Source organism: Arthrobacter sp. P2b (genome assembly GCF_900168295.1).
Classification (GTDB): Bacteria; Actinomycetota; Actinomycetes; order Actinomycetales; family Micrococcaceae; genus Arthrobacter.
The window spans coordinates 39,804-65,680 of record NZ_FVZL01000008.1 but is presented as its reverse complement, the minus strand read 5'-3'; the positions used below and the strand labels follow the sequence as shown (position 1 = coordinate 65,680).

The window sequence follows — 25,877 nt, the reverse complement described above, 5'->3', positions numbered from 1 at the left end:
AACCGAACGACGAAGGCGGGGGCGGAAAACCCCGCGCGGCGAACCACGCGAGGCATCCGCACCCCGCCCTTGAATTCAGCTACTTGTCGTTATCCGACTTCGCACCAAGCGTCGTCTTCTGGACCTGCATGAGGAACTCGACGTTGCTCTGGGTTTCCCGGATCTTGTTGGTCAGCAGTTCAAGGCTCTGCTGGGTCTCGAGTCCGGAGAGGACGCGGCGCAGCTTCCACATGATCTTGACTTCCTCGGCCGAGAGCAGGTTCTCCTCGCGGCGGGTGCCGGACGCGTTGACGTCCACGGCGGGGAAGATGCGCTTGTCCGCCAGCTGGCGGGACAGGCGCAGTTCCATGTTGCCGGTGCCCTTGAACTCTTCGAAGATGACCTCGTCCATCTTGGAACCGGTCTCCACGAGGGCCGTTGCCAGGATGGTGAGCGAGCCGCCGTTTTCGATGTTGCGGGCTGCACCGAAGAAGCGCTTGGGCGGGTAGAGGGCTGCGGAGTCCACACCACCGGACAGGATGCGGCCGGAGGCCGGTGCTGCCAGGTTGTAAGCGCGGCCCAGGCGGGTCATGGAATCCAGCAGGACCACCACGTCCATGCCCATTTCCACGAGGCGCTTGGCGCGTTCGATGGAAAGTTCGGCCACGGTGGTGTGGTCATCGGCAGGCCGGTCGAAGGTGGAGGCAATGACCTCGCCCTTGACGGTGCGCTGCATGTCCGTGACTTCTTCGGGGCGTTCGTCAACCAGAACCATCATGAGGTGGACCTCAGGATTGTTGGTGGTGATGGCGTTCGCGATGGACTGCAGGATGAGCGTCTTACCGGCCTTCGGCGGGGAGACGATCAGGCCGCGCTGGCCCTTGCCGATGGGAGCCACGAGGTCGATGACGCGGGGGCCGATCTTTTTGGGATCGGTCTCCAGGCGCAGGCGCTCGGACGGGTAGAGCGGAACCAGCTTGGCGAATTCAACGCGGTCCTTGAGATCTTCGGCGGTCTTGCCGTTGACCGAGGTGACGCGGACCAGCGCGTTGAATTTCTGGCGGTTGGACTGCTGGCTGCGGTCTTCGCCGTCGCGGGGGGCACGGATGGCACCTACGACGGCGTCACCCTTGCGCAGGTTGTACTTCTTGACCTGGGCCAGGGAGACGTAGACGTCGTTCGGGCCCGGGAGGTAGCCGGAGGTGCGGATGAAGGCGTAGTTCTCCAGCACGTCCAGGATGCCGGCAACCGGCAGCAGGACGTCGTCTTCGGTAACCTCGACGTCGTCGACGTCGGGCCCCTGCGCACGGCCGCGACGGCGGTCGTTGCGGTCGCGGAAGCGGTCGTTGCGGGAGCTGTTGTCCCGGTCCTGCCCGCCCGAGCGGTCATTGCGGTCGTTCCGGTCGCGGCGGTTGCGGCGGTTCCGGCGGCTGCCGCCGTCCGTATCGTCGCCCTCGCGGGTGTCGTCGCGGCGGCTGCCTTCGCGCTGGCCTGCCTCACGGCTGCCGGCGTTGTCACGCCCGCCGTCGGAGTCGCGGGCTGCGCTGTCCCGGCCACCGCGGGTGCGGCCTTCGCGGCGGTCGGTGCGCTGGCCGGCGTCGACCGTGTCAGCGGCAGGCGCCTCGGAGCGCTGCTCCGTGGAGCGCTGTTCCGTAACGGCCTGTTCGGGTGCGGGCTGTTCGGCCGGGGCCTCAACAGGTGCTTCCTGGACTGTGGCGGCAGCTTCGCCGCGGCGGCGATTGCGGGTGCGCGGCTGGCGGCGCTCGGCGGCGCCTTCCGTTTCCGTGGCTTCGGCAACGGCAGGAAGTTCCACCTGGGTGGGGGCGGCCGGAGCCTCGGCGGCTTCGCCGGCTGAAGGAGCTACAACGCCGTCGCTGACAGCCCGGCGGCTGCGGCCACGGCCACGTGCACGGGTTGCTTCAGCAGGAGCCTCAGCAGTTTCGGGTGCAGCAGCGGCAGGAGCGGTGACAGCCGGAGCAGCCACGCTCTCGGTAGCCTTTTCCGCCTTCCGGGCCGGAGCCTTGGTGGTGGGGGTGCCGGCGCGATGGGCGGAAATGGCCGAAACCAGGTCTCCCTTGCGCATGCGGGAACCGCCCGAAATCCCCAGCTGGCTGGCAAGAGCCTGCAGCTGGGCGAGCTTCAGGCCGGCCAGGCCGCTGCTCTTGGCGGGTGCTGCCGGTGATTCGGCAGCAGAAGTTGATAGTTCCACAGCTGGCGACAGCTCAGTGGTTTCGGTCACGAAGGATCCTTCCCCCTCGACGGCGTCCAGACTGGGAGCTGGACGCGATGATTTGATCTGGGCTGCAGTTCAGATCTGCAGCCGGATTTCGGCCTTGCCGGTTGGATATCGGCCAGCAGGGCCGGATACTGATTCACCTTCCGCTCCGCCCATGGCGGAACGCCGGACTGACGCTTTAGGGGCAGTTGGATGCTGCAGATTCCTGCGACAGACCAAGCAGGCGGCACCGGAATACATTCGCAGTAGGAGATCAAAGAGCAAGTGAATGCAGGACCAGATCAGATAGGCGGAATTACCGCCGGTGCAAGTCCACCTTAGCACCTTCAACGTCCACTGCCAGCTTCAGAACACGCCAGGCCACGTCAGGCGTGTTGGCGGACGTGAACGCCTCGATGAATGCCAGTGCATCTGAGGCTTCCGCTTCGCCGTTGGCCAGGACCAGGACGGTGGGTCCGGCGCCGGAAACCACTGCCGCGTGCCCCGCCGTGCGCAGGGCGGCGATCAGCGCTGCGCTCGGCTGCATCGCCTCCGCCCGGTAGCTCTGGTGCAGGTAGTCTTCGGTGCCGGCAAGCAGGAATTCCGGTTTCTGCGTCAACGCGTGGATCAGCAGCGCCGCCCGCCCGGAGTTCATGGCTGCGGCGTGGTGTCCCACCGAGGCCGGGAGCAGAGAACGGGCCGCTTCGGTGGAGAGCTCGAAATCCGGAACAGCCACGATGGGGATGACCGGGTCCGCGACCGTGGCGCTGGTGCTGCTGTACTGGTCACTGTCCTGCCACGACAGCGCCAGTCCGCCGAAAATTGCCGGTGCGACGTTGTCCGGATGCCCTTCCAGCTCGCTGGTGAGCTGCAGGATCCATTCCTGTCCGCGCTGGTGTTCTGCCGGCACCATCGCGTTAGCGGCCGATACGGCCGCCACCACTGCCGAGGCCGACGAGCCCAGGCCCCGTCCGTGCGGGTTGACGTTGTCAGCCGTCACCTTGAGGCCGGCGTGCCGGAATCCCAGGCGCTCAAAGGCGGCGTCCATGGCCCGGATCACCAGGTGGCTGGCGTCCCGCGGCAAAGTCTCCGCACCTTCGCCGCGGAGATCGAACAGGAGCTCGTCCGTGTCCAGGCTTTCCACGGTCAGGGTGTCGTGCATTGCCAGGGCCAGCCCCAGGCTGTCATAGCCGGGGCCAAGGTTGGCCGTGGTGGCCGGAACCCGGACCGTGACCCGCTGGCCGGCCTCGATGAGTTGCAGTCCGACGGTGGCCTGCGAGGTGGTGTCCAAGGTTATTTTTCTTCCAGTCCCAGTTCAGCAGCAACGGTGACAACGTCGTTGGAAACCTTGACCGGCTGCACGTCGCTTCCATCCTCGGTGCGCAGGGCCCACTGGGGGTCCTTGAGGCCGTGGCCCGTGACGGTGATGACGATGGTTTTGCCCGAGGGAACTTCGCCTGCAGCGTGCTTTTTGAGCAGACCCGCGACGCCGGCGGCAGAGCCGGGCTCCACGAAGACGCCTTCGCGGGAGGACAGCCAGCGGTGTGCGTTGAGGATTTCCTCATCGGTGACGGCGTCAATCAGCCCGCCGGATTCGTCGCGGGCGCCGATGGCGCCATCCCAGGAAGCGGGGTTGCCGATGCGGATGGCCGTGGCGATGGTGTCAGGTTCCGTGATGGGGTGGCCGGCGACAAAGGGCGCGGCACCCGCTGCCTGGAAGCCCCACATGGCGGGCGTCTTGGTGGAAACCGCCGGAAGCGTGCCGGCCGTCGCGGACTCGAAAGGCGCGGAGTACTCCTTGTAGCCCTTCCAGTAAGCGGTGATGTTGCCGGCGTTGCCCACCGGAAGCACGTGGATGTCAGGAGCATCGCCCAGCGCGTCCACGATCTCGAAAGCGCCGGTTTTCTGCCCCTGGATGCGGGCGGGGTTGACGGAGTTCACCAGGAAAACCGGGTAGGACTCCCCCAGCTTCCGGGCGATGTCGAGGCAGTTGTCGAAGTTGCCGTCCACCTGCAGGAGCGTGGCGCCGTGCGCGATGGCCTGGCTGAGCTTGCCCATGGAGATCTTGCCTTCGGGCACCAGGACGGCACACTTCAGCCCGGCCGCGGTGGCGTAGGCAGCAGCGGAGGCGGAGGTGTTGCCGGTGGAGGCGCAGACAACGGCCTTGGCACCGGACTCGACGGCGGCCGTCATGGCCATGGTCATGCCGCGGTCCTTGAAGGAGCCGGTGGGGTTCATGCCCTCCACCTTGAGGTAAACCTCGGAACCGGTGAGTTCCGAGAGCTTCTGCGCGTGCACCAGCGGGGTGCCGCCCTCGCCCAGGGTGATGACCCGGGTGGATTCCGTCACGGGCAAGCGGTCAGCGTATTCGCGGATAACGCCGCGCCATTGGTGAGCCACTTAGACTCCTTCTACCCGCAGAACGGATGTAACTGAATTGATGACGTCCAGGCCCTTCACGGCCTCAACGGTGGCCGCGAGGGCAGCCTCTGACGCGCGGTGGGTGACGATCCGCAGTTCCGCGGATTCCACGTTGGACTCCGCGTCGCGGTGGATGGTCTGCCGCATGATTTCGATGGAGACGCCGTTTTCGGCGAAGATCTGCGCAATCTTGGCCAGCACCCCCGGCTGGTCGGCAACATCCAGGCCGATGTAGTAGCTGGTGACGGCAGCGTCGATGGGCAGCGCCGGAACATGCCCGGTGGTGGTCTCGGTTCGCTGCGGTCCGCCGAGGACCAGGCGCCGCGCCGCGGAGACGAGGTCGCCTAACACAGCGGACGCGGTGGGGGTACCGCCTGCACCTTGGCCATAGAACATCAGCTCGCCCGCATTCTCGGCCTCGATGAAGACGGCGTTGAACGCGCCGCGGACGGCGGCCAGCGGGTGTTCGCGGGGCAGGAGCGTGGGGTGGACACGGACGGACACGCCCTCGTTGCCGTCGGCATCCGTGAGCTTCTCGGCGATTGCCAGGAGCTTGATGACGAAGCCGGCGTCCTTGGCCGCGGCGATGTCCGCGGCGCTGACCTTGGTGATGCCTTCGCAGTGGACGTTTTCCAGGGCGAACCGGGTGTGGAAGGACAGCGTGGCCAGGATGGCGGCCTTGGCCGCGGCGTCGTGGCCTTCGACGTCGGCAGTGGGGTCCGCTTCCGCGTAGCCGAGGCGCTGGGCCTCCGCCAGGGCGTCGGCGAACTGGGCGCCGGTGGAATCCATCTGGTCCAGGATGAAATTGGTGGTGCCGTTGACGATGCCCAGCACGCGGGTGATCCGGTCGCCGGAAAGGCTGTCACGGATGGGGCGCAGGATGGGGATGGCGCCGGCCACGGCAGCTTCATAGGAAAGCTGCACGCCGGCCTTGTCGGCTTCCTCGTAGAGGGTGGGGCCGTCCTGGGCCAGCAGGGCCTTGTTGCCGGTGACCACGCAGGCGCCGTTGCTCAGCGCGGAAAGGATGAGCGTGCGGGCAGGCTCGATGCCGCCCATCAGCTCGATCACCAGATCCGCGTCCTTGACCAGGGTCTCGGCGTCGGTGGTGAACAGGTCCTGCGGCAGCTCAACGTCCCGCTTGGAATTCACGTTGCGCACGGCGATGCCGCTGAGCTGGAGGCGGGCTCCGGTGCGGGCGGCAAGGGCGTCGGCGTCCTCAATGAGAATCCGCGCAACCTGGGCCCCAACGTTGCCACAGCCCAGCAGGGCCACTTTCAGGGTTCGCAATTCAGTCATTCAGACTCCCATGTCGCGGTTCAGCAGATCTTCTTCGGTTTCCCCGCGGACAATCAGCCGGGCAGATCCGTCGCGCACCGCGACAACGCCCGGCCGGGCCAGATAGTTGTAGTTGCTCGAGAGGGCCCAGCAGTAGGCGCCGGTCCCCGGTACAGCAAGCAGATCACCGGCTGCCACGTCCTCGGGCAGATATACATCTCTAACAACTATGTCGCCGCTCTCGCAATGTTTGCCCACCACGCGGGACAGCTGCGGGGCCGCGGCCGACGTGCGGGACGCCAGAATTGCCGAGTAATCCGCGTCGTAGAGCACCGGGCGGGCGTTGTCGCTCATCCCGCCGTCCACTGAAACATAGCGGCGCGGATACGTAACGTTGTTACCGTCCTCACGTCCGCCGGAAGCGGCCGGCGTGTCGACGCGCACGGTCTTCAGCGTGCCCACCTCATACAGCGTGAAGGTTGTGCTGCCCACGATGGCACGTCCGGGTTCAATGGAGATCCGCGGCGACTCAATGCCCAGCTCGGCGCAGGTTGAACGCACGACGGCGGCCATCGCCGTCGCGATGTCCGCGGCGGGGCGTGGGGTGTCCACCGGGGTGTAGGCGATCCCGTAGCCGCCGCCGAGGTCGAGCTCCGGCATCACGATGGAGTACTTTTCCTGCATCGCAGCGAGGAAACGGAGCAGCTTCTCCGCAGCCAGCGCAAAACCGTCCGGTTCAAAGATCTGGGAGCCGATGTGGCAGTGCAGGCCCAGGAGGTCGATGCCGGGATGCGCCGATGCCGCCGCCACCGCTTCTTCGGCCGCCGACAGGCCGGCCTGCTCAGTGGTGTCGGCCGCCATGGAGAGTCCGAATTTCTGGTCCTCGTGGGCGGTGGCGATGAATTCGTGGGTGTGGGCGTGGACGCCCGGGGTGAGGCGCAGCATGACCTTCGCCTGCTCACCGCGGGACTGGGCGATGTCGCCCACCCGGGCGAGCTCGGACAGGCTGTCCACCACGATCCGGCCCAGGCCCATGTCGAGCGCACGGTTGAGTTCGGCGTCGGACTTGTTGTTTCCGTGCAGCGCCACCCGCTCCCCCGCGATGCCGGCGCGGGCGGCAACAGCCAGCTCGCCGCCGGAGGCGGTGTCCAGGCAGAGCCCTTCCTCCTCCACCCACTTCACCACGGCACTGCACAGGAAGGATTTTCCGGCGTAGTACACATCCACGCCGCCGCAGATGTCAGCGAAGGCAGCGTCGAAGGAATCCTTGAAGGCGCGCGCCCGGGCGCGGAAGTCGGCCTCGTCCATGACGAACAGGGGCGTGCCGAACTGCTGCTTCAGCTCGGACACTGACCGCCCGCCGACAGTGAGTTCGCCGAGGCCGTTGCGCTGCACGCTTCCTGCCCACATCGGCTCCTGCAGGGCATTCAGGTCAGCAGGAACTGCCAGCCACTCCGGCGCCAGCGGGGATGCGGTGTTTCCGGTCTGCACAGACATTGCCGTCACATCCGTTCCGGCGCCGAAACGCCAAGCAGGTCGAGGCCATTGGCGAGTACCTGGCTGGTGGCATCGTTGAGCCACAGCCGGGTGCGGTTGACGTCGGTCACCTCTTCATCGCCCATGGGCGCGATGCGGCAGGCGTCATACCAGCGGTGGTAGGCGCCGGCGATGACTTCGAGGTGGCGGGCCACGCGGTGCGGTTCGCGCAGCTCCGCAGCCTTGGCGACGATCGAGGGGTAGCTGCCCAGGTGGGAGAGCAGCTCGTTCTCCGTGGCGTGGTCCAGCTGGGACGCGTCGAAGGCGGAACGGTCCACTCCGGCGGCCACGGCGTTGCGGGCTGCACCGCGCGAACGGGCATGGGCGTACTGCACATAGAACACAGGGTTCTCGTTGCTGTGCTTCTTGAGCAGCTCCGGATCAAGGGTGAGCGGCGAGTCGGCCGGGAACCGGGCCAGGGAGTAGCGGACGGCGTCCTTGCCCAGCCAGTCGATCAGGTCCTTGAGCTCGATGATGTTTCCGGCGCGCTTGGACAGTTTGGCACCGTTGACGGACACCAGCTGGCCGATCAGCACTTCAATGTTCTTCTCGGGATCGTCCCCTGCACACGCGGCAATGGCCTTCAACCGGTTGATGTAGCCATGGTGGTCGGCGCCAAGCAGGTAGATCTTCTCGGTGAAACCGCGGTCCTTTTTGGACAGGTAGTAGGCAGCGTCCGCGGCGAAATAGGTGGGCTCGCCGTTGGCGCGGATCATCACTCGGTCCTTGTCGTCCCCAAAGTCCGTGGTCCGGAGCCAGACGGCTCCGCCGTCGTCGAACACGTGGCCCTGCTCGCGAAGGCGGGCAACGGCACTTTCGATCGCGCCGGCGTCGTGCAGTTCCTGCTCGGAGAAGAAGACGTCGAACTCGACGCCGAAGTCCGCAAGCGTGGCCTTGATGTCCTTCATCTGCGCCTTGTAGGCGGCGGAGCGGATCACCGGGAGCGCGGCAACTTCGGTGAGTTCGCGGATGTCCGGGTGCTCGGTGAGGACTTCGTGGCCCAGGTCCGCGATGTACTGGCCCGGGTAGCCACCCTCCGGTACCGGGCGGCCGTGCAGACGGGAGTAGACGGAGTTGGCGAAGACGTTCATCTGGGAGCCGGCGTCGTTGATGTAGTACTCAGCCGTGACATCTGCCCCGGAGGCGCGCAGCACGCGGGCAATGGAGTCGCCGAGGGCGGCCCAGCGGGTGTGCCCGATGTGGAGGGGCCCGGTGGGGTTCGCGGAGACGAATTCCATGTTCACGGTGTGGCCGGCGAGCGCGGAGTTGGTTCCGTACTGGGTGCCCGCTTCGACGATCATCCGGGCGAGGGCACCGGCGGCGGCGGCGTCAACGGTGATGTTGAGGAAGCCGGGTCCGGCGATTTCCACCCCGGCAACGCCGTCGATGGCCTTCAGCCGCGTGCTCAGGACGGTTGCGAATTCGCGCGGGTTGGTGCCCGCCTGCTTGGCCAGCTGCAGCGCGATATTCGTGGCCCAGTCGCCGTGGTCCCGGTTCTTGGGCCGCTCCACGCGTACCTCATCAGGCAGAGCTGATGTTGAAAGGGCAATGTCACCGGTGGCGACGGCGTCTTTCAGGCAGGCGGATATGGCGAGGGAGAGTTCTTCGGGAGTCACCCCTCTAGACTACCGGGGGCCGCTGACAGCAAAGAATTGGGACTGGTCCGGCGACCTAGGCATTCCACAGGGAATCCACAAGCCGGCTACAAGTTGAACCAATACGCTGGTTTCAGCGTTGACTCCAGCGTAAGCACCGTCCCGAACACTTAACCGAAATGAGAGCCTTTTTATGAGACCGTCAGTCCGCAAGAGTGTTTACGCCGGCATCGCCGGCCTGTCCCTCGCCGGAACCGTGGCCGGCTGCGCGCCGTCCGCTACTGAAAGCGTCCCCGTGTCCACCGGCGGCGCCACGTCGGAAACCGCGGCGGCCACGCCGTCGGCGTCCGCGTCTTCCCTGGCCGGCAGCGGCTCCAGCTACAAGGACGGAACCTACAGCGCCGACGGGAACTACGTTTCCCCCAATGGCACCGAGACCGTGGGAGTGCAGCTGACTCTTGCTTCGGGCACTGTGACGGACGTCCAGATCACCCAGCACCCCTCCAACCCCAACACCCGCAAGTTCCAGGGCGAGTTTGCCGGCGGTATCGCCTCCCAGGTGGTGGGCAAGAGCATTGACGAGCTCAAGGTCGCCAAGGTTGCCGGTTCATCCCTTACCAGCGGAGGCTTCAACCAGGCAGTGGAACAGATCAAGTCGGAGGCGCAGTAATCCGTGCCGGGCGGGAACTGGCAGGATTTCGTGTTCGACGGGATTGGCACGCGTTGGGAAATCTCAACGCCGCTCCCGCTCGGACCGTCCCTGCGGGCACGCCTCCTGGCCAGGGTGGAAAAGTTCGACGCCGACTGGTCCCGTTTCCGGAGTGATTCCTTGGTGACCGCGATGGCCCGGGAACCGGGCCGCTATGACTTTCCTGCGGAAGCGGACCAGCTCGGAGAGCTTTACCGGACGCTGTACCGGCTGTCCGGTGGTGCCATGACGCCGCTGATCGGAGCCAGCCTGGAACGCCTGGGATACGACGCGGACTATTCGCTTCGGCCTGCCGGTAGCGCCTTGCCGGCGCCGGCCTGGGCCGCCGTCCTGGACTGGACCAGGACTGCCATCACGGCCCACGCTCCCGTTGTGCTGGACATTGGTGCTGCCGGCAAGGGCTTGCTGGTGGACCTGCTCGCTGCTGAATTGGCGGCTGACGGCGTCGACTCTTATGTCATCGACGCCAGCGGGGACCTTCTGGCGCACGGCGCGGGGGCGATGCAGGTGGGTTTGGAACACCCGTACAACCCTGAGCAGGCGATCGGGATTGTCCAACTCGACGGCCGTTCGCTGTGCGCTTCGGCGGCAAACCGCCGTGCCTGGGGCGACGGACTGCACCACGTGCTGGACGGGATGACCGGACAGCCCGTCCGGACCGCCGTCGCCACCTGGGCAATGGCGGACACTGCCGTACTGGCCGACGCGCTGGCAACGGCGCTCTTCTTCGTACCCGGGTCAGAGCTCCAGGAGACGTTCCGGTTCTCGTGGCTGACGGTGTTTTCCGATGGAAGTGCCGCCTATTCGGAAGAATTTGAAGGGACACTGTTCACATGAGCCCTGTTGAAACGCCGAAGACCGGTCCGGCTCCCTCCGTCGCAGGCCGCCTGGACACCATGCTTGGCCGGTTCACGATGTACCGGCTCATCCTGCTGGTCCTCGCAGCCCTGGCCGCCTACAGCCTGCTGTTGGATGTCCTCGGCTGGCTGACGTTCGGGATCCCCGAGATGCTGGCGCACCTGCTGCTCTGCCTTGGCCTGACATACGCCTCCAACCGTGTACTGGCGGCGCTTTTCCGGGTGCGTCCGCATTCGGAGTCCTCGCTGATCACCGGGCTGCTGCTCTATTTCCTGTTCTGGCCCTCGTTTCAGGCTCTGGACGTGGCCGGTGTGGCGCTGGCGTGTGTGCTGGCGTCGGCGTCGAAATATGCGCTTGCCTGGCGCGGCCGGCACATCTTCAATCCTGCCGCCGCCGGCGCCTTTGTTGCCGGCCTTACGGGACTGAACATTGCCACGTGGTGGGCGGCCACTCCGGCAATGCTGTGGCTGCTGGTTCCGGGCGTGCTCCTGGTCCTGTACCGGACGCGGAAATTCCTGATGGCCACGGTATTTACCATTGTTGCCACATCCATCATCACCGTGGAGCTTCTCCGCGCGGGGATGACGGCGGGCATGGGCATTTACCAGGCGCTGGCCCAGCGGCCGCTGCTCTTCTTTGTAGGTTTTATGCTCACGGAGCCCCTGACATTGCCGCCGCGCCGGTGGCAGCAACTGGCACTGGCAGCCGTGGTGGGTGTGGTGTTTGCGGTGCCCTACAACCTGGGTTTTATTGCCAACTCGCCCGAGGCAGCCCTGCTGCTGGGCAATCTTCTGGCTTTCCTGGTGGGCCAGCGCGGGGGCGTGAAGCTGCGGTTTGCAGGCAGCCGCCAACTGACCCCCAGCACCACCGAGTTCTCGTTCGAGCCGGCCAGGGCCGTGCGGTTCCTTCCGGGCCAGTACATGGAGCTGGACCTGCCGCACGCGAAGTCTGATGGGAAAGGACGACGCCGGGTGTTCAGCCTGACTGGTTCGCCTACGGAACGCCTTGTGAAGTTTGGTGTGCGGACCGCCGAGCCGCTGTCCGCCGCAAAAAAAGTGCTCCTCGCCCTGAAGCCTGGCGACGAGCTGGCCGCCACGTCCGTGGGCGGCGATTTCATCCTGCCCGACCCCAACAAGCCTGTCCTGCTCATCGCGGCCGGAATCGGCATCACTCCCTTCCTCTCCCATCTGGCGTCCGGCCAGTTGCGGGAGCGCGACGCTGTAATGCTTCTTTTAGCCAGGAGCGCCGACGAGGTGGCCTACGCGGACGAACTAAGGGCCTCCGGCGTCCGGGTCCTGGTTCATCTCGCGGATGGTTCAGAGCCACCGGCTGGAATGGCCGCCGTTTCGGGCCATGGCGGACGACTGGACGGGGAGACTCTTGGCCAGCTTGTGCCGGACATCGCCGTCCGGGACGTCTACATCTCCGGTTCGCCTGCCAGTGTGGCTTCGCTTCGCCGTGCTGCACGGAAAGCGGGCGCCCGCCGGGTCCATGTGGACTCTTTTTCCGGCTACTGATTACCCCCGGATATGGCTCCAGGCCCGGCGGGGACGCGCCAATTTTCGCTTGCGGGCCACCTTACTGCTAAGCTCTAGGACGTCCCGCCAGCAACGGCAGGAACCCCGGATTGCCCTCGTAGCTCAGGGGATAGAGCGTCTGCCTCCGGAGCAGAAGGTCGTAGGTTCGAATCCTATCGAGGGCACCACGTAAAGCACCCCGGTCTGTTGACCGGGGTGCTTTCCTTTTGCCCCTGGCTAAACCCAACGGTTTTGCGTTATCCAGCTGACTTGGGCTCAGTTCTGCCCGTTAGGCGTCACACGTCTCGAATGCCAACGAGAGGTGCCAGTCGGGGTCTGGGTCCCGTGGCAGCCTGACGTCCGGAACCCCCGGGTCTTCAGGCACGTCCAGGTCGTCCGGCAGATCAAGCAGCACCAAGTCGTCAGGCAGCTCAAACCATCCTGGGGGCTCCACATCCTCTGGCAGCTCAAGCCAACCCGGCAAACCCGGGTCTTCAAGCAGCTCCAGGTCCTCAAGCACGACCAACTCGTGCAAACGGTCCCCGGGCAGCACGCAAGGCTCGGACTGCCTGTCAGCCAACCACTCAGGCCACTGGGGTGGTTCCCAGTCGGGGTGTTCGCTTTGATATGTGCGGCCCGTGGGCGAGGTCCAGCCGGGCGGTTGATCTTTGGTGGCCGGTGATGGTGTCCAGGCGCTGTTGTGCTTGAGCCGGTGGTGTTTGGGGCAGAGTTGTGCCAGGTTGCTGATTCCGGTGTCCCCGCCGTGCTGCCAGGCGGTGAGGTGGTCAGTGTCGTTGTCCAGGCTGTGGTTGTTGCAGCCGGGGAAGGTGCATCTGCCATCCCGAAGGCGGAGTGCCTGTTTCATTGCTTTGGTGAGCCGGTAGCTGGTGCGGCCGATCTCCAAAGGTGCCCCGTCCCGCGGGTCCACCAGGACCCGGTAGAAAGAGGTTGCACCGTCCGCGATGAGTTTCCGGGCCATCGACGCCGGGATGGGGCCGTGGCCATCGAGGATGGCGGGTTCGTCGGTGAGGCCGAGCAGCGCGAACACCGGGACAGTGATCAGCACGTCCGTCCGAGGGGCGGGCACTTTTCCGGCGAGGGGGCTGGCGGGTGCTGTGGTGCCGGCATTGTCACTGCCCGGATTATTGCTGCGCGGATTGTCACTGCCCGGATTGTGGTCGGTGCCGTTGTCGTCCTGGGCGACGGGGGTGCCGTCCGCGGGGATGTCCTCGTCGGTTGGGTAGTGGTCGCTCTCCGGGATGCCCAGATGCGCGGCTGCTTCGTCCGAGCCGACGAGCGTGGCGAGCCCGATGAAGGCCTCGGGGAGCTGTTCATCAATGCCAACCTGAACCGGCCAGCCGGTGCTGGGTTGGCCGCTGCTGCTGGTATGGAATTGACCGCTGCCTGCCGTGTCCCCGCCAGCCAAGGTGGTGCGGGTCAGGAGGCGGTGGGCCAGGACGTCGGCACGCCGCTGGGGCAGGGTCCGGGTTTCGTGAGGCCCCTCAAGGCCGCGTGCCATGGCGGTGGTGCTGTTCCAGATCGCTGACGCCGAGTCGGCGGGCAGGTACGCGGAGAACCAGGCCATCCCGTTACGGTCCGGGCAGTGCTCCACCCGCCGGTCGGCCACGCTCTTGGCGTGCCGCTTCTCGAGGGATTCGGGGTGATGCCGCTCCCGCCAGGTGCGCACCTTGTGCCGGAACCGCGACGGCACCAGTTCCCCGGGCGCGGCCCCGCGCGCCCGATTCGGCGCATCCGGATCGAAGAAATGCGCCACCAGCGCGGCGCCAGCGGCCGGGTCCAGGCCCTCGGTCTCGTCAGCGATGATCCGCGCGTGCAGCCACGACAGGTTCCCGGCAACCAGCGCATCCATGGCCGGCGGCAGCGCACACAACTGCCGGGACTGACGGACGAACGCCCCCGCGGCCCCCGAACCGATGGTCAGGACACCGCCGATCTCCTCCACGACGGACATCTCAACAAAAGCCCGCTCCTGCAGGGAAGCAGTGGGCGGGATCACCGCCTCCTGCAGTTCAAGGGCCTCGGCGGCATCCCGCGCCTTAATCGCCGCGACCTGCGCCTCCAACCGGGAAACGAGGCCCATCCGTTTCAGCCGGATCTCGTACTGCCGTTCCAGCACATCAACCCCGTCGCCAGCCACAGCGCCTGTAGCACCGCCGCGCAGCGACGCATCCTCAACGAACAGCGCATCAATGGCAGCAACGGAGGCAGAAACGCCCTCCATCACTGCCGATACAACCTCGCCCTGACCCATACAAACATCATCTACGGAGGCACTGACATTGAGAGCCGACGGAAGTGGCGTCACTGAGGCGCCGCCCGCAGCGGCGGTCGGCGCAGAAACCAGCCCCACCCCGCCTGCCGCCGCGCCCGCTTCGTTTCCCATGCCAACATCCTCTACGGAGGCACTGACATTTTGATCAAGGTGAGAGCCGGCGTCGTGCTCAGGCAGCTGATACGGCCGGACGCGAACAGTCCCTATCGGAGCGTGCGCCTGCCACGTATTGTCGGTGCCCCCTCGTAGTCTGAATTCACCAAGTTGAGGGGGTACGCCATGCACGTTCCATTCTGTTCCATCGTCCCGCCCTACCTGCTGAGGCGGCTGGCCCGGCAGGATGCGCCGGAATTCTCTGTTGCCGCGAGGGCTGCCCGTGAAGCCCTGGGCCATGTGGAGTCGGTCCACGCATCACGAACCCAGGCCATGCCGGATGCTCCTTCGGGTGTCCGCCAGGCCAAGCCTGGCCCGGCCAACCGCACTATCTACGATGCTGGCGGCTCGGAGAACCTTCCTGGAAAGCTGGTGCGCAAGGAGGGAGAAGCGGCAATTGGGGACGCCGCAACGGATGAAGCCTACGACGGGCTGGGGCATACCCACCGCCTTTACGCCGACGTCTTCGGCCGTAACTCCATTGATGGCCGGGGGCTGCGCCTGGACGCCACCGTGCACTTTGGCGCGCTGTATGACAACGCGTTCTGGGACGGAACCCAGATGGTCTTCGGCGACGGTGACGGAGAGGTCTTCGAGCGGTTCACCGCGTCGCTCAGCGTGATCGGCCACGAGCTTGCCCATGGTGTGACGCAGCATTCGGCGGCCCTCGCATACCGGAACCAGGCAGGGGCCCTGAATGAATCAATGTCTGACGTCTTCGGCGCGCTCGTTGAGCAGTACGTGAAGAACCAGACCTCGGCGGAAGCGAGCTGGCTCATCGGGGAAGGGCTTTTTACCGCCGAGGTTGAAGGGGACGCTCTGCGTTCCATGAAGGCTCCGGGAACTGCCTACGACGACGATGTGCTGGGTAAGGATCCGCAGCCGGACTCCATGGACTCCTACGTCCGGACCAGTGCGGATAACGGCGGGGTCCACATCAACTCCGGTATCCCCAACCGCGCCTTCTACCTCGTGGCGAATTCGCTGGGCGGAAACGCCTGGGACGCCCCGGGCCTCATCTGGTACGAAACCCTCACGGGAGGCTCCTTGCCCACAACCGCAACCTTCAGCGTCTTCGCGCGGGCCACAGCCTCTGCTGCCGTAGAGCTCTTCGGATCCGATTCGAAAGAGCATGACGCCGTGCGGCAGGCATGGGAAACTGTGAAGGTCAAGCTTTAACGGATGCCTGGTTGCCGGACTTTCAGCCGCCGGGCTGCATGGAAGCCCAGGAACCAGGCCATGAAGATCAGCGTGGAGCGCACCGGCGGCATTGCGGCGATGACGAGAGTGTGGACCGTGGACGCCCGGTCGGAAAACGCCATAAACCAGTGGCAACCGATTGTGGAAGCCTGCCCGTGGGACGCCGTGCCCCGGACTCCCCGGGCGGCGGCCGCGGAGTTCGCCGGCAACCAGCCGGACCGGTTCATCTACTCCATCCGTGCGGGCGAGCGCCGGGCAGCGCTGCCGGAGCGGGCCGTGACGGGCCCCTGGCGGGTGCTCGTGGACCGCACCCGGGCCGCAGCCCAGGAATCCCGGACGGGGCAAGGCAACAGCAACCTGTAGGGCAGCTCGTTAGAGAGATAGACTGCTCCGGCCCGGTCAGGGGGCATGGCTGACCAACGCAGGCCCCGGCTAACCGACCTCAGCCAACTGGCCGCGGAAGGCCCGGCGGTAGGACTGCGGGCTGGTGTCGAGGACCTTGGCAAAGTGGTGCCGCAGCAGAACCGGATGGCCGAAGCCCGCTTCCCTGGCCACCTCGTCAATGTTCAGGTCAGTGGATTCCAGAAGTTCCTGGGCGCGGAGCACCCGCTGCGAATTCAGCCACGCAGCGGGCGTGGCTCCCGTTTCCGAGCGGAACCGCCTGGCAAATGTCCGGGCGGACATGTGCACCCGGGCAGCCAGTTCATTGACCGTATGCTCACGGTCCAGGTTCTGCACCATCCAGCGCAGCAGTTCCTCCATGGGGGCGGAGCCGCAGGTGGGCATCGGCCGGTCGATGAACTGGGCCTGGCCGCCGTCGCGGTGCGGTGGAACCACCATGTCCCGGGCGATTGCGGCAGCCACCTGCGCGCCCAGTTCCACCCGCACAAGGTGCAGGCAGGCGTCGATGCCCGCAGCGGTTCCTGCCGAAGAAATAATGGTGCCGTCCTGGACATACAGGACGTTCTCATCCACGTGGACGTCCGGATAGGCTGCCGCCAGCTCGTTGGAGTAATGCCAGTGTGTGGTGCAGCGCCGCCCATCGAGCAGACCGGCGCGGGCAAGGGCGAAGACTCCGGAGCAGATGGACATGACCCATGCACCCCTGGCGTGGGCGGCGCGAAGTGCTTCCAGCACGGACTCCGGCATCTCCTGGTCCCGGCCGTAGGGGGCCATGATGACCAGGTCTGCATCGTTGGTGGCGTCCAGCCCGAGGCTGACGTTCAGGGAAAGCCCGGATTTCATCTGCACATTCCCGGGAACGGGCGTGCACACGCGGAAGTCGAAGGCCGGGACACCGCTCCCCCGGGCGGACCTGTCGATCCCAAAGACCTCACAGGCGGTCCCGAATTCGAAGATCGAGAAGTTGGGGACCACAATCACAGCGACTGTTTTCAGCATGTATCCATTGTGGCAGGAATTATAGCTTTTTGGGCATTTCTGCCACTGTTTAATTCGCTGCGCCAGGAGAAGCATGGAGGCATGGAAATCTTCGCAACCATCCTCGTCATCGTGCTCCTCCTCGTGGCTGCCGCCACCATCGCAGCCCTTCTCCGCGACGGGCGAGGGCACACACCTCCCGTCGAGTCGCACCAGGAATGGTCCGCCCTGGACCTTCCCAGCACCAGCTATACCCTCCGCATTTTCTAGGAACGCAAGGAACGCCGCAGGCAGTCGACCCGGGGGTGCCGGCCCCACCGCAGTAGACTGTCTGCAGCCATGACTTTTCATATCTCCTATCCCGCCGAGCTGCCGGTCTCCGAGCGCCGCGAGGACCTGATGGCGGCCATCGCCGCCAACCAGGTGACCATCATCGCCGGCGAGACCGGCTCCGGAAAGACCACCCAGATTCCCAAGATGTGCCTGGAACTTGGCCTGGGCGAAAACGGCCTGATCGGCCATACCCAGCCCCGGCGGCTTGCAGCCCGCACGGTGGCCGAGCGCATCGCCGAGGAACTGGGGGTGGACATCGGCCAGGAGGTGGGCTTCCAGGTCCGTTTCACGGGCGAGGTCAGCCGCGCCACCAAGGTCAAGCTGATGACCGACGGCATTCTGCTGGCCGAGATCCAGCGCGACAAACTGCTGCGTAAATACAACGCGATCATCATCGACGAAGCCCATGAGCGCAGCCTCAACATCGACTTCATCCTCGGCTACCTGAAGCGGATCCTGCCGCAGCGCCCGGACCTGAAGGTGATCATCACCTCTGCCACCATTGATCCCGAGCGCTTTGCCAACCACTTCGGAACCCCGGAAAATCCTGCGCCGATTATCGAAGTGTCGGGCAGGACCTACCCGGTGGAGATCCGGTACCGCCCGCTCTCCCAGCCAAAGACGGACGAGGACGATCCCTCCGACGACGAACTCGAGGAGGACCGCGACCCGCTGGATGCAGTCTGCGACGCCGTGGACGAGCTTGCCGCGGAAGCCCCGGGAGACATCCTGGTGTTCTTTTCCGGCGAGCGCGAGATCCGGGACGCGGCGGACGCGCTCCAGGCCCGCATCCAGTCCAACCGCAGGCTGGCCGGCACCGAAGTGTTGCCCCTGTTCGCGCGGCTGAGCCTGCAGGAGCAGCACAAAGTCTTCCACCCGGGCAACAAGCGCCGGATCGTGCTCGCCACCAACGTCGCGGAAACGTCCCTGACCGTGCCCGGGATCAAGTACGTCATCGACACCGGCACAGCCCGCATTTCGCGCTATTCGCACCGCACCAAGGTCCAGCGGCTGCCTATCGAACGGGTTTCCCAGGCGTCGGCCAACCAGCGGTCCGGGCGCTGCGGCCGTGTTTCCGACGGCATTGCCATCCGCCTCTACTCAGAGGAGGACTTCGAATCCCGGCCCCAGTTCACTGACCCGGAAATCCTGCGGACCAACCTCGCCGCCGTCATCCTGCAGATGACCGCCATGGGTGTTGCCCGCGGTCCGAAGGACGTTGAGAACTTCCCCTTTGTTGAGCCGCCGGAGACGCGGGCAATTAACGACGGCGTCACGCTGCTCCGCGAACTCGGCGCCCTGGCTGCCGCGAAGCCGCAGAACGCAGAAAGCGACGGGAAAGGCGGCGGCGGGCTCACCGCCGTCGGACATAAGCTCGCCCAACTTCCCGTCGACCCGCGGCTGGGCCGGATGATTGTGGAAGCGGGAAAACGGAACTGCGTCCGGGAAGTCATGATCCTGGCCGCGGCGCTCACCATCCAGGACCCCCGCGAGCGGCCCACGGACAAGCAGCAGCTTGCAGCGGAAAAACACAACCGCTTCAAGGACGAGAATTCGGACTTCACCGGTTACCTGAACCTCTGGAACTACCTGCAGGAGAAGCAGCAGGAACTTTCCTCGTCGGCGTTCCGGCGCCTGTGCCGCAGCGAGTTCATCAACTACTTGCGGGTGCGGGAATGGCAGGACCTGTTCGCCCAGCTGCGCCAGCTGGCACGCCCGCTGGGCATCAGCCTGGACAACAAGCGCCTTGCCGATCCGGTGGGCAACCACGACGGGATCCACATCAGCCTGCTCTCCGGGCTCCTGAGCCACATCGGCATCCTGGATGAGCGCAAGCGCGAGTACGCCGGAGCCCGCGGCAGCCGGTTCGCAATCTTCCCCGGTTCCGCGCTGTTCAAGAAGTCCCCCACATTCGTGATGGCGGCCGAGCTGGTGGAAACCAGCCGGCTGTGGGCACGGGTGGCAGCGAAATTCGATCCCGTCTGGGCCGAGCAGGTGGCGCCGGACCTGGTGAAGCGGAGCTACAGCGAGCCGCACTGGTCCAGCCGCCAGGGTGCGGTGATGGCATACGAGAAGGTCACCCTTTACGGTGTACCCATCATTGCCCAGCGCAGGATCAACTACGGGAAGGTGGACCGGGAAGTTGCCCGGGAACTCTTCATCAGGCATGCCCTGGTGGAGGGTGATTGGAAGACCCATCACAAGTTCTTCCACCGCAACCGCGCCCTGCTGAATGAGGTGGAGGAGCTCGAGGCCCGGATGCGGCGCCGCGACCTGCTGGTGGATGACGAGACGCTGTTCGAGTTCTACGATGCGCGCATCGGCCCGGACGTCGTGTCCGAAAGGCACTTCGACAAGTGGTGGAAGGACGCCCGGAAGCAGAACCCGGACCTCCTGGACTACGACAAGTCGCTTCTCCTGAGCGACGATGCGGACGATCTCGACGAGGCCGCATACCCCAAGACCTGGCTGCACAGGGGTTTCGAGCTGCCACTCAGCTACGAGTTCCATCCGGTGGCTCCCGGTTCACCGCCCAACCCCTCCGACGGCGTCACCGCCGAAGTCCCCGTCCTGTTCCTCAACCAGCTGGATGACGCCCCGTTCCGCTGGCTGATACCCGGCCAGCGCGTGGAACTGGTGACCGCCCTGATCAAGTCGCTGCCCAAGCAGGTCCGGAAGAACTTTGTTCCGGCACCCGACGTGGCGCGCCAGGCCGTCGCCGTCCTTGAGTCCGATTTCGATCCGGCCAACGATGAGCTGGAACCGTCGCTGGAGCTTGCCCTCCGGCGGATCCGCGGCGCCGTCATCCCGCCCGGTTCCTGGAACTGGGACGCCGTACCCCCGCACCTGCGCGTCAGCTTCAAGGTGGTGGACAGCAAGGGAAAGGTGCTGGACGAAGGCAAGGACCTTGCAGTCCTGCAGGAGCGGCTTGCCCCCGCCACCCGGCGCGCCATCGCCGAATCGCTGGGCGCCACCCCGGCATCGACGGGCCCCGGCAGCCGGACATCGGATGCCAGGGGGGCCCGCGGGCAGGGCACCGCGAACGACGGCGGCTCCCCCGCAGTGCGGACGTCCGGGCAGGTGCAGGGTGCTTCCGCCGCGGCCGGGTTCAGGGAGCAGGAGGGCCTGACGGAATGGAGCTTCGGAACCATCCAGCGGCAAGTCAGCAGCATGGTCAAGGGCCACACCGTCACCGGATACCCGGCGCTGGTGGACGAGGGTAAGTCCGTATCCCTTCGCGTGTTCCAGACCCCGGAGGAGCAGCTGGACGCGATGCGTGGCGGTGTCATCAGGCTGCTCGCACTGCGGGTTCCCGCTCCGGACCGCTACGTCCTGGAGCACCTGAGCAACACCGAAAAACTGACGTTCAGCCAAAACCCGCACGGCTCGGTGTCCGCACTGATCGCTGACTGCGCGCTGGCGGCGATCGACAAACTCACGCCGGCTGAGCTGCCGTGGGACCGGAAGGCCTTCGACGATCTCTATGAGGTGGTGCGGGCGGAACTGATCGACACGGTCTTCAGCGTGACGGCCGTGGTGGAGCGCATCCTGGCCAGCACCCGCCGCATCGAAAAGCAGCTGAAGGGCACCACCAGCCTGGCGCTGATCAGCGCGCTCAACGATGTGAAGAGCCAACTGGAACAGCTCGTCTACCCCGGCTTTGTAGCACGCACGGGCTATGCCCAGCTCAGCCAGCTGCCGCGGTACCTGACTGCCATCGAGAAAAGGCTTGAACGCCTTCCCGGCAACGTGCAGCGTGATGCGCTGAACATGGCAGTGGTGCAGCGGCTCGAGGACGACTACGACGACGCCGTGTCCGCGCTCCTGCCGGGCAAGCGCGCAGGCCGCGAGTTAACCCAGGTGCGCTGGATGATCGAGGAACTTCGGGTGAGCCTCTTCGCCGTCGAACTTGGCACGGCCTATTCCGTGTCCGAAAAGCGCATCCGGGCGGTGCTCAACAAGGCTTTGGCACCCGCCTAGCAGCACGGGACAGCACAGGACAGGAGGATGTCCCGGTCAGCGCCGGGACATCCTGGGGCTACGCGGACGGGACGAACTCGCCGTAGCCTGCCGCCCGAAGGCCCTCGCGGAGTTTTTCGGCATTCGCGTCGAGGACAGCCGGATCCGGGTTCTGGTCAGCGGTGGCGAAGTTGAACTCCGCCATGCTCCTGGACGGCCATACGTGCACGTGGAGGTGGTTGATCTCGTAGCCGGCCACAATAAGGCCCGCCCGTGCAGCGTCGAAAACATCCACCTGCACCGCGCCGATCCGGCGGGCGACCTCCATGACCCTGGCGAGGGTTTCCGGGGACGCGTCGGTCCAGCGGTCCACTTCCTCGGTCGGGACCACCAGGGTGTGGCCGTCGGCAAGCGGGCCGGTGGTGAGGAATGCGGACACGTCCGGTTCCCGCCAGACGAACCGGCCGGGAATCTCCCCGTTGAGGATCCTGGTAAAAAGCGTGCTCATGCGTCTGCCTCCTTGGCGGGTGCCTGCAAGGTGCTGGTATCCAGCACGAACCGGTATTTCACGTCCCCTGCGACCATGCGGTCGTAGGCGTCATTGAGCCCACTGGCGGAGACCACTTCGATGTCGGCCACAACGCCATGCTCGGCGCAGAAGTCCAGCATCTCCTGGGTCTCCGCGATCCCGCCGATCAAGGAGCCTGCATAGGCGATCCTGCGCCGGATGAGGGCCCGGGGATTGACGGGAGGCATGGCCTCAGAGGGAAGTCCCAGCTGGAAAAGGGCGCCGTCCACCCGGAGGGTGCGGAACAGCGGGTTCAGGTCATGCGGGGCGGCAACGGTATCGATGATCAGGTCGATGGTGCGGTCCGCCGCAGCCATGGCCTCTTCGTCCCGGGACAGGACCACTTCGTCGGCCCCAAGCTCAAGCGCAGCGGGCACCTTGGACTCTGACGTCGTAAAGACCACCACCTTGGCGCCCATGGCTTTGGCAAGCTTGACCGCCATGTGGCCGAGTCCGCCGAGGCCCACCACGCCTACAACGTCTCCCTCTTCCACATCGAAGTGCCGCAGCGGGGAGAAAGTGGTGACCCCCGCGCAGAGCAAAGGCGCGACTGCGGCCGGGTCGAGTGATTCAGGGACGCGCACCACGTAGCGGCGGTCCACCACGATGGACGACGAGTAGCCGCCCTGGGTGGTGGCGTCACCGTTCCGCCGGTCTGTCGCACCGTAGGTGCCGGTCATCCCCTTTTCGCAGTACTGCTCCAGGCCGTCCAGGCAGCTGTCGCATTCCCGGCAGGAGTCCACGATGCAGCCCACGCCCACCCGGTCGCCCACTGAAAAATCGGTGACACCTGCGCCGATCCGGCTGACGGTCCCTACGATCTCGTGGCCGGGCACCAGCGGATATGTCTGGCCTCCCCACTCGCCCCTCACCGCATGCACGTCGGAGTGGCACAGGCCGCAGAATTCGATGGCAATTTCGACGTCGTCCGGCTTGGGTGCGCGCCGGGCGACGGTCAACGGGACCAAACCGCTGTCACTGGATACTGCGCCATACGCGGCGGCAAGGACTCCGGCGTCGGAAGCGGGCGTTATGGGTTTGGCGAGGGGCGGCGGTACGGGACGTCCTGGGGTCATAGTGCGACGCTACCCTTGCCGCCGACAAACTTTCCACCCGACCGGTGCCCGCCGCCGGGTTCCGGGCCGGTGGCTACGGGCAATTCGGCATTGTTGGACCATTCCGAGAAGGAGCCTGGATAGAGGGCAGCCCGAATGCCGGCGACTTCCAGCGCCGCCACCTCGTGGGCCGCCGTCACGCCGGACCCGCAGTAAACAGCAACCGGGATGCCGTCACGCACACCCACCGATTCAAACCTGCGCCGCAATTCTGCCGCAGGCAGGAAGCGTCCGTTCCCATCCACGTTGTCCGACGTCGGCGCGCTCACCGCTCCGGGGATGTGGCCTGCCCGAGGATCAACGGGCTCGATCTCGCCGCGGTACCTCTCCCCCGCGCGTGCGTCGAGCAAAAGTCCGCTGCCCGCCCAGGTGGCGGCAGCAGCGGCGTCGAGCACTGGCATGTTCCCGTCAGCCAAGGTGACGTTCCCGGGCTCCGGCTGCACCGGGCCGGCTTCAACCGGCAGGTCCGCCGCACGCCAGGCGGCGAGGCCGCCGTCAAGAAGGTAGACGTCGGCGAACCCGGCGTTCCGCAGCATCCACCACACCCTGGCGGCGGCCATGTTGGCTGTGTCATCGTAGGCCACCACCACGTCTCCGTCGTTGATCCCCCAGCGCCTCGCTGCAGCCTGGAAGTCGTCCGGTGCCGGCAACGGGTGCCGCCCCCGCTCCGGAGCCGCGGGCGCCGCCAGTTCAGTGGCGAGGTCCACAAAGACGGCGCCAGGCAGGTGTCCGGCGAGGTAGTGCTTGTGCCCGTGCGGGTCACCCAGCGCCCAGCGGACATCCAAGGGCACGGTGCGCCGGCGGTCATCAGCGAGACGCGCCTGCAGCCCGGCAACATCGATCAGGGGGTTCATGTGCACTCCTTTGGAGGTGGTGGAACCAACGGATCCCACTCTAGGCTGGTCGCCGTCCGGCCGCAGGTAGGCTGGATCGGTGATGAACGGGACCAGCGGCAACAGGCAGGGCGGCAACAGCGAAGGCTCAGACTGGGAGGTCCGCGGGTTGTCGGACCGGGACTGGGCTGACCAGGCCATCCGCAGGATCAGGGCAGAAAACAACCGCTCGGCCGACACACACCTCTACTCCGTGCCCCTGCCGGAACACTGGGGAGTCCAGCTCTACCTCAAGGATGAATCGACCCACCGCTCAGGCAGCCTCAAGCACCGGCTGGCGCGCTCCCTGTTTCTCTTCGGCCTGGTGAACGGCTGGATCAGGGCGGACACCACCATTGTGGAGGCTTCCAGCGGCAGCACCGCGGTCTCCGAGGCCTACTTCGCCCAGCTGCTGGGGCTTCCGTTCATCGCGGTCATGGCGCGTACCACGAGCCAGGAGAAGATCGCCCTGATCGAACAGTTCGGTGGCTCGTGCCTGCTGGTGGAGCATGCCTCCGACGTCTATGCAGCTGCAGAAGAGGTGGCAGCTACCTGCAACGGCCACTACATGGACCAGTTCACGTATGCGGAACGGGCCACGGACTGGCGCGGCAACAACAACATCGCTGAGTCCATTTTCGGGCAGCTCCAGCTCGAGGAGCATCCGGTTCCCGACTGGGTCGTGGTGGGTGCGGGGACGGGTGGAACCAGCGCAACCATCGGCCGCTACCTCCGCTACCACAGCCATCCCACCCGGTTGCTGGTGGTGGATCCGGAGAATTCGGCGTTTTATCCGGGCTGGCTGGGTGGGACGGCCAATCCTCCGGCCGGCCTGCCGTCCCGCATCGAGGGCATCGGGCGGCCGCGGATGGAGCCCAGCTTCGTGCCCTCCGTGATCGACCGCATGGTCCAGGTTCCCGATGCGGCATCGGTGGCAGCCATGCGCCACCTGCGGGTCCTGGCCGGCCTCCACGCAGGACCGTCCACCGGCACCAATTTGTGGGGCGTCTGGCAGGTCGTCGCCGAAATGGTCGCCGAAGGCAGGCGGGGCAGCATCGTTTCGCTGATGTGCGACGGCGGTGAGCGCTACGCGGGCAACTACTACAACCAGGAGTGGCTGGCATCCCACGGCCTCGACCCCGAGCCGTATGAAGCGGTCATCAGGACGTTTTTCGATACAGGGCAGTGGGACCCCACGGCCATCTAAATCTCCACGGACTCCCTGGCAGCCAGATGCGTGTACTCGGTGCCGTACTTGGCGCCGATCCGTGCCACGTGTCCTTCCACGATCTTCAGGCCGTTCTCATTGAGCAGCCCGTCATGGATCTGGAATGCGCGCGGGGCCCGCACTCCGACGACGAAATCCACCACTTCCGCGGATTTGCTCCAGGGCGCATGCAGCGGAACCAGCAGGGTCTTGACGCTGATGCCGTCCGGTATGACGAACGAGTCGCCCGGGTGGTAGACGTTCTCGTCAATGAGGTAGCCGATGTTGGCTACAACCGGAATCTGCGGATGGATCAGCGCATGCTGGCCGCCAAAGCTTCGGATCGCGAAGCCCGCTGCTTCGAAAGCTGTACCCGGCTGCACGGCATTGACGCGGGCGACGGCCTCCGGAGCTTTGGTGCGCAACGTGTCCGCTACTCCTTCCGGCGCGAAAATGGCCAGGGCCGCGTTGCTGCCAAGAGCCTCAAGGACCGGTCCGACGTCGATGTGGTCGGCGTGTTCGTGGGTGACCAGCACGGCGTCCGCACCGTTAAGGGCCTCGGCTGTTTCGGAGAAATTGCCGGGATCCACCACCAATACGCGGTTGTCCTTCTCGAGCCGCACGCAGGCGTGGGTGTATTTCGTCAGCTTCATAGCGCCAGCCTAGGGTTAGGCGGCGAACGGTGTCCACG

At 65.9% G+C, this 25,877-nt stretch carries 20 protein-coding genes and 1 tRNA gene; 9 read left to right on the top strand and 12 right to left on the bottom strand.

The features are described 5' to 3' along the window. Positions 1 to 79: 79 nt before the first annotated feature. The 6 genes from rho to argS form a co-directional block, all read right to left on the bottom strand. The gene (gene rho, locus B5520_RS13915; RefSeq protein ID WP_079597663.1) at positions 80 to 2,218 is read right to left on the bottom strand and encodes a transcription termination factor Rho; all 2,139 of its coding nucleotides are present in this window, start codon (positions 2,216 to 2,218) and stop codon (positions 80 to 82) included. A 292-nt stretch (positions 2,219 to 2,510) separates the two neighbouring features. Continuing rightward, positions 2,511 to 3,485 (bottom strand): homoserine kinase, encoded by a 975-nt coding sequence (gene thrB, locus B5520_RS13910; RefSeq protein ID WP_079597662.1) that lies wholly within the window; start codon positions 3,483 to 3,485, stop codon positions 2,511 to 2,513. A 2-nt stretch (positions 3,486 to 3,487) separates the two neighbouring features. After that, positions 3,488 to 4,594: a threonine synthase gene (thrC, locus tag B5520_RS13905; RefSeq protein WP_079597661.1), complete on the bottom strand. Its 1,107-nt coding sequence runs from the start codon at positions 4,592 to 4,594 to the stop codon at positions 3,488 to 3,490. Then, positions 4,595 to 5,911, bottom strand: coding sequence for a homoserine dehydrogenase (locus B5520_RS13900; protein ID WP_079597660.1), 1,317 nt, complete (start codon positions 5,909 to 5,911; stop codon positions 4,595 to 4,597). After that, entirely contained in the window at positions 5,912 to 7,387 is a 1,476-nt protein-coding gene (gene lysA, locus B5520_RS13895; RefSeq protein WP_079597659.1) for a diaminopimelate decarboxylase, read from the bottom strand. It abuts the gene before it with no gap. A gap of 5 nt (positions 7,388 to 7,392) precedes the next feature. Continuing rightward, positions 7,393 to 9,042: an arginine--tRNA ligase gene (gene argS, locus B5520_RS13890; protein WP_079597658.1), complete on the bottom strand. Its 1,650-nt coding sequence runs from the start codon at positions 9,040 to 9,042 to the stop codon at positions 7,393 to 7,395. Between the two features lie 172 nt (positions 9,043 to 9,214). Here argS and B5520_RS13885 point away from each other — a divergent pair, with 172 nt between their 5' ends. From B5520_RS13885 to B5520_RS13870, 4 genes are all read left to right on the top strand, one after another. After that, a complete protein-coding gene (locus tag B5520_RS13885; RefSeq protein WP_079597657.1) occupies positions 9,215 to 9,691 on the top strand; it encodes an FMN-binding protein in 477 nt (158 codons plus the stop codon). A gap of 3 nt (positions 9,692 to 9,694) precedes the next feature. Continuing rightward, on the top strand, positions 9,695 to 10,567 hold the full coding sequence (locus tag B5520_RS13880; protein ID WP_079597656.1) for an FAD:protein FMN transferase: 873 nt from the start codon (positions 9,695 to 9,697) through the stop codon (positions 10,565 to 10,567). Further along, positions 10,564 to 12,105, top strand: a complete 1,542-nt coding sequence (locus tag B5520_RS13875; RefSeq protein ID WP_079597655.1) for a ferredoxin--NADP reductase — start codon at positions 10,564 to 10,566, stop codon at positions 12,103 to 12,105. Before B5520_RS13880 ends, B5520_RS13875 begins: the two co-directional genes overlap by 4 nt. A 112-nt stretch (positions 12,106 to 12,217) precedes the next feature. Continuing rightward, positions 12,218 to 12,293, top strand: a tRNA-Arg gene (locus B5520_RS13870). A gap of 101 nt (positions 12,294 to 12,394) precedes the next feature. Here B5520_RS13870 and B5520_RS23055 read toward each other — a convergent pair. After that, complete coding sequence (locus B5520_RS23055) at positions 12,395 to 14,509, bottom strand: HNH endonuclease signature motif containing protein (protein ID WP_254865578.1); 2,115 nt, start codon at positions 14,507 to 14,509, stop codon at positions 12,395 to 12,397. Between the two features lie 168 nt (positions 14,510 to 14,677). Here B5520_RS23055 and B5520_RS13860 point away from each other — a divergent pair, with 168 nt between their 5' ends. Next, positions 14,678 to 15,730 (top strand): M4 family metallopeptidase, encoded by a 1,053-nt coding sequence (locus tag B5520_RS13860; protein ID WP_079597654.1) that lies wholly within the window; start codon positions 14,678 to 14,680, stop codon positions 15,728 to 15,730. A 60-nt stretch (positions 15,731 to 15,790) separates the two neighbouring features. After that, positions 15,791 to 16,114 (top strand): protealysin inhibitor emfourin, encoded by a 324-nt coding sequence (locus B5520_RS13855; protein WP_079597653.1) that lies wholly within the window; start codon positions 15,791 to 15,793, stop codon positions 16,112 to 16,114. Between the two features lie 69 nt (positions 16,115 to 16,183). Here the strand turns inward: B5520_RS13855 and B5520_RS13850 are convergent, their stop codons facing one another. Further along, positions 16,184 to 17,152: a GlxA family transcriptional regulator gene (locus tag B5520_RS13850; RefSeq protein WP_079597652.1), complete on the bottom strand. Its 969-nt coding sequence runs from the start codon at positions 17,150 to 17,152 to the stop codon at positions 16,184 to 16,186. A gap of 81 nt (positions 17,153 to 17,233) precedes the next feature. Between B5520_RS13850 and B5520_RS22765 the strand changes: the two genes are divergently transcribed. Then, positions 17,234 to 17,401 (top strand): hypothetical protein, encoded by a 168-nt coding sequence (locus B5520_RS22765; protein ID WP_176156865.1) that lies wholly within the window; start codon positions 17,234 to 17,236, stop codon positions 17,399 to 17,401. A 69-nt stretch (positions 17,402 to 17,470) separates the two neighbouring features. Continuing rightward, entirely contained in the window at positions 17,471 to 21,445 is a 3,975-nt protein-coding gene (hrpA, locus tag B5520_RS13845; RefSeq protein WP_079597651.1) for an ATP-dependent RNA helicase HrpA, read from the top strand. A 58-nt stretch (positions 21,446 to 21,503) separates the two neighbouring features. Here the strand turns inward: hrpA and B5520_RS13840 are convergent, their stop codons facing one another. The 3 genes from B5520_RS13840 to B5520_RS13830 are packed head-to-tail and all read right to left on the bottom strand — an operon-like array spanning position 21,504 to position 23,961. After that, positions 21,504 to 21,932 (bottom strand): HIT family protein, encoded by a 429-nt coding sequence (locus tag B5520_RS13840; RefSeq protein ID WP_079597650.1) that lies wholly within the window; start codon positions 21,930 to 21,932, stop codon positions 21,504 to 21,506. Next, entirely contained in the window at positions 21,929 to 23,068 is a 1,140-nt protein-coding gene (locus tag B5520_RS13835) for an NAD(P)-dependent alcohol dehydrogenase (RefSeq protein ID WP_079597649.1), read from the bottom strand. Before B5520_RS13835 ends, B5520_RS13840 begins: the two co-directional genes overlap by 4 nt. Further along, complete coding sequence (locus B5520_RS13830) at positions 23,065 to 23,961, bottom strand: sulfurtransferase (RefSeq protein WP_079597648.1); 897 nt, start codon at positions 23,959 to 23,961, stop codon at positions 23,065 to 23,067. Before B5520_RS13830 ends, B5520_RS13835 begins: the two co-directional genes overlap by 4 nt. A gap of 79 nt (positions 23,962 to 24,040) precedes the next feature. On the opposite strand from B5520_RS13830, the gene B5520_RS13825 reads away from it, so the two are divergent. Continuing rightward, positions 24,041 to 25,186, top strand: coding sequence for a PLP-dependent cysteine synthase family protein (locus B5520_RS13825; protein WP_254865577.1), 1,146 nt, complete (start codon positions 24,041 to 24,043; stop codon positions 25,184 to 25,186). Here B5520_RS13825 and B5520_RS13820 read toward each other — a convergent pair. After that, a complete protein-coding gene (locus tag B5520_RS13820; protein ID WP_079597647.1) occupies positions 25,183 to 25,839 on the bottom strand; it encodes an MBL fold metallo-hydrolase in 657 nt (218 codons plus the stop codon). The genes B5520_RS13825 and B5520_RS13820 overlap by 4 nt on opposite strands. Positions 25,840 to 25,877 lie beyond the last annotated feature (38 nt).

What these genes read in the sequence shown, in the direction of transcription:
- B5520_RS13900 (WP_079597660.1), bottom strand. Translation starts at nt 5,911, where the DNA reads ATGACTGAATTGCGAACCCTGAAAGTGGCCCTGCTGGGCTGTGGCAAC.
- lysA (WP_079597659.1), bottom strand. Translation starts at nt 7,387, where the DNA reads ATGTCTGTGCAGACCGGAAACACCGCATCCCCGCTGGCGCCGGAGTGG.
- B5520_RS13885 (WP_079597657.1), top strand. Translation starts at nt 9,215, where the DNA reads ATGAGACCGTCAGTCCGCAAGAGTGTTTACGCCGGCATCGCCGGCCTG.
- B5520_RS13875 (WP_079597655.1), top strand. Translation starts at nt 10,564, where the DNA reads ATGAGCCCTGTTGAAACGCCGAAGACCGGTCCGGCTCCCTCCGTCGCA.
- B5520_RS23055 (WP_254865578.1), bottom strand. Translation starts at nt 14,509, where the DNA reads ATGGGAAACGAAGCGGGCGCGGCGGCAGGCGGGGTGGGGCTGGTTTCT.
- B5520_RS13860 (WP_079597654.1), top strand. Translation starts at nt 14,678, where the DNA reads ATGCACGTTCCATTCTGTTCCATCGTCCCGCCCTACCTGCTGAGGCGG.
- B5520_RS13855 (WP_079597653.1), top strand. Translation starts at nt 15,791, where the DNA reads ATGAAGATCAGCGTGGAGCGCACCGGCGGCATTGCGGCGATGACGAGA.
- B5520_RS13850 (WP_079597652.1), bottom strand. Translation starts at nt 17,152, where the DNA reads ATGCTGAAAACAGTCGCTGTGATTGTGGTCCCCAACTTCTCGATCTTC.
- B5520_RS22765 (WP_176156865.1), top strand. Translation starts at nt 17,234, where the DNA reads ATGGAAATCTTCGCAACCATCCTCGTCATCGTGCTCCTCCTCGTGGCT.
- hrpA (WP_079597651.1), top strand. Translation starts at nt 17,471, where the DNA reads ATGACTTTTCATATCTCCTATCCCGCCGAGCTGCCGGTCTCCGAGCGC.
- B5520_RS13840 (WP_079597650.1), bottom strand. Translation starts at nt 21,932, where the DNA reads ATGAGCACGCTTTTTACCAGGATCCTCAACGGGGAGATTCCCGGCCGG.
- B5520_RS13835 (WP_079597649.1), bottom strand. Translation starts at nt 23,068, where the DNA reads ATGACCCCAGGACGTCCCGTACCGCCGCCCCTCGCCAAACCCATAACG.
- B5520_RS13830 (WP_079597648.1), bottom strand. Translation starts at nt 23,961, where the DNA reads ATGAACCCCCTGATCGATGTTGCCGGGCTGCAGGCGCGTCTCGCTGAT.
- B5520_RS13820 (WP_079597647.1), bottom strand. Translation starts at nt 25,839, where the DNA reads ATGAAGCTGACGAAATACACCCACGCCTGCGTGCGGCTCGAGAAGGAC.